Annotated in this window: 3 protein-coding genes; 2 read left to right on the top strand and 1 reads right to left on the bottom strand. The window is 69.0% G+C overall.

Translation table 11 applies throughout. The features are described 5' to 3' along the window. Window positions 1-345 precede the first annotated feature (345 nt). Window positions 346-2,001 (top strand): PAS domain S-box protein, encoded by a 1,656-nt coding sequence (locus tag M3N57_02155; GenBank protein ID MDP9021502.1) that lies wholly within the window; start codon window positions 346-348, stop codon window positions 1,999-2,001. 255 nt (window positions 2,002-2,256) lie between these two features. Next, entirely contained in the window at window positions 2,257-2,427 is a 171-nt protein-coding gene (locus M3N57_02160) for a hypothetical protein (GenBank protein MDP9021503.1), read from the top strand. A 163-nt stretch (window positions 2,428-2,590) separates the two neighbouring features. Here M3N57_02160 and M3N57_02165 read toward each other — a convergent pair. Next, window positions 2,591-2,770, bottom strand: a 180-nt coding sequence (locus M3N57_02165) for a YgiT-type zinc finger protein (GenBank protein MDP9021504.1), incomplete at its 5' end; no start/stop codon positions are given.

Below are 2,770 nucleotides of genomic sequence, written 5' to 3' on the forward strand. Positions count from 1 at the left end.
GGTGGTGGGAGCAACGTTGTTCGCGCCGGTGGATGGGTCGTCGGCTGGCCTGCCCGGTTGTGCGGGTTCAGCCACCGCATCGGCAGCTCGCGGCATGCTGCCGTCGTCGCGCAGCTGCTGGCTGGCCTGCAGCGGCCCGCGGCTAGCACTACGCCGTTAAACAAGCTGAGCTAGCGACGCTACGCGCCAGCAGCGATCTGGAGGCTGCTGGTCGTCGCTTGGACAGGCGTTGTCGTGTCGGTCGCCGGAGGCGGGCTTCTCGCTTCGCCTTGCGACCGGAAGTCGTAGGCTAGGGGCGGTCGCGATCCCGCGTTGCTGCGGGTTCCGTCCGCGATCGGGGCATCGATGAGCACTGCCGGCACGGGGGGTAGCCGGGATTCGCTGCGAGAGCGGCACCGGCGGGCGCTCGCGGCGTTGGAGGAGGCCGAGCAGCGCTGGCGGCTGATCCTCGAGACGGCGAACGACGCGTACATCGCGATCGACGCGGACAGTCGCATCCTGGACTGGAACCGGCAGGCCGAGATGCTGTTGGGTTGGTCGGCCGAGGAGGTCGTCGGACGCTCGCTCACCGACACCGTGATCCCCGACCGGTTCCGCGACGCTCACCGGGAGGGCATCGCTCGCTATCGGGAGACCGGGCAGGGGCCGGTGCTGTTCGAGCGGCTGGAGCTGCCCGCGCTGCGGCGTGACGGTCAGGAGGTTCCGACCGAGGTCACGATCTGGCCGAGTCCGCACGCCGACGGACAGCGGTTCAACGCGTTCCTGCGTGACATCAGCGAGCGGCGGCGCATGCGACGTGACGTGCACCTCCAGCAGCGCGTGACCGCCGCCGCCAACGCCACCTCCGACGTGGAGACGGCGCTGCGCACGGCGATCGAGGAGGTGTGCCGCACGGTGGGCTGGCCGGTTGGTCACGCCTACCTGGCCGACGTGGCCGACGGGGACCGGCTGGTGCCGACCGACTGGTGGTTCACCGACGGTCCGCGCTACCAGCCGTTCGTGGATGCGACCGAAGCGACCGCGTTCGTGGCGGGGACGGGCCTGCCGGGCCGGGTGCTGGTGACCGGGGAGCCGGCCTGGATCGTCGACGTGGTCGAGGACCCCAACTTCCCGCGTTCGGCGGTCGCCGCGGAGGTCGATCTGAGGACCGGCATGGCGTTCCCGGTGCTGAGCGGTGATCAGGTCACAGCGGTCCTCGAGTTCTACACGCGGGAGCGGTTCGAGCCGGATCTGGCCATGCTGAAGATGATGGGCATGATCGGGACGCAGCTCGGACGTGTGATCGAACGCCAGCGGGCCCGCACGGACCTGGAGCGGGCCAACGCGGACCTCCGCGAGGCCAACGACAGCAAGACCCGACTGATCTCGGTGGTGTCTCACGAGCTGCGGTCCCCGCTGACCGTGATCCATGGGTTCGCCGGGCTGCTGCGTGAGCACTGGGAAGGCATGGACGACGGGGAGAAGCTTCACCTTCTCGGCTCGATCGAACGGCAGTCGCGGCGGCTGTTCCGTCTGGTGGACGATCTGCTCACGCTGTCCCGGCTGGAAGCGCAGGCGGTCGACGCCCGTCGGCGATCGGTCGAGGTCGGTGCGGCGATCGGGGCGGTCGTCGCGGACCTGGGGATGGACGTCGACGTGGAGGGACCCGGCGACGCGAGCGTCGAGGTGGACCCCGACCACCTCACGCGGGTCCTGGTCAACCTGCTCACCAACGCCCGACGCTACGGCGCCCAGCCGTTCCGGATTGAGATCCGCCCCGGTGCCTCCGGTGGCCGACCCCACATCGACCTGCGGATCTGCGATGCCGGCCCCGGTGTCGACCCCGACTTCGTCTCGGAGGTGTTCGAACCGTTCACCCGCGGACGGATGACGGACGGGGAAGGCACCGGCCTCGGGCTGTCGATCGTGTCCGGCCTCGCCGAAGCGAACCGGGGCAGCAGCTGGTACGAGAGCCTGGAGCCGGGCGCCTGCTTCGCTGTCCGGCTCCCCGCCGCCCCGTGACCCACGATGACCCTCCCCGTGCACCTGTGTTCCTCAACGAAGAACGGTTGCGGATGCTGTTGACCGACCGAGGTTTCCTGGCCGACACTCGCGAGGCTCGTGACGACAGGACAGGAGTCAGGCCATGGTGGTCACGATGCTCGAAGCCCACATCGACCCGGATCGGCAACAGGATCTTCTCGACGCATACCGCCCGCTGGATGGCCCCCGCCCATCATCGTTGAGTCCTTCCTACTCTCCGCCACCGACAGCGATATGTGGCGACTCGTCACCGTCTTCACCAGCCGCGCGGACCTCGACGAGATGCGCGACGGGATGCGCGATTCCGGGCGGGCTCCGCCCGGCGTGCGGGCCTTCCAGGCGGCGGGTGCGGAACCGGCCCTGACCATCTTCCACGTAGCCGACCACATCACGTCGGACGCCTAACGCGAAACGAGTTCAGTGGTGAGCCGTCAGAAACCTCACGACCGGAGGGGGCAGAACGAGCCGCGAGCAGCAGTGATCCATACCAACGACAACCGTTGGCTCTGTCCCGCCATGCCGGCAGTCATGAGACGTTGCCCATAACCTTCGCCGGCTGTCGTGAGGGTCAGGCGGCGTCGGCTGGTGCGTAGTCGACAGCGATCGCCCGGCCGGGGGCGACGTCGGTCTGTTCGAGTAGCCGGACGACCGCGTCCGTGACGCGCGGTTCGTAGTAGGCCTCTTCGCACAGGTCGCAGACGAAGGCTGGTACGTCGCGGATGACGATGGCGCTGACGGTGCCGTCGTC

The organism is Actinomycetota bacterium (genome assembly GCA_030776725.1).
GTDB lineage: Bacteria > Actinomycetota > Nitriliruptoria > Nitriliruptorales > JAHWKO01 > JAHWKW01.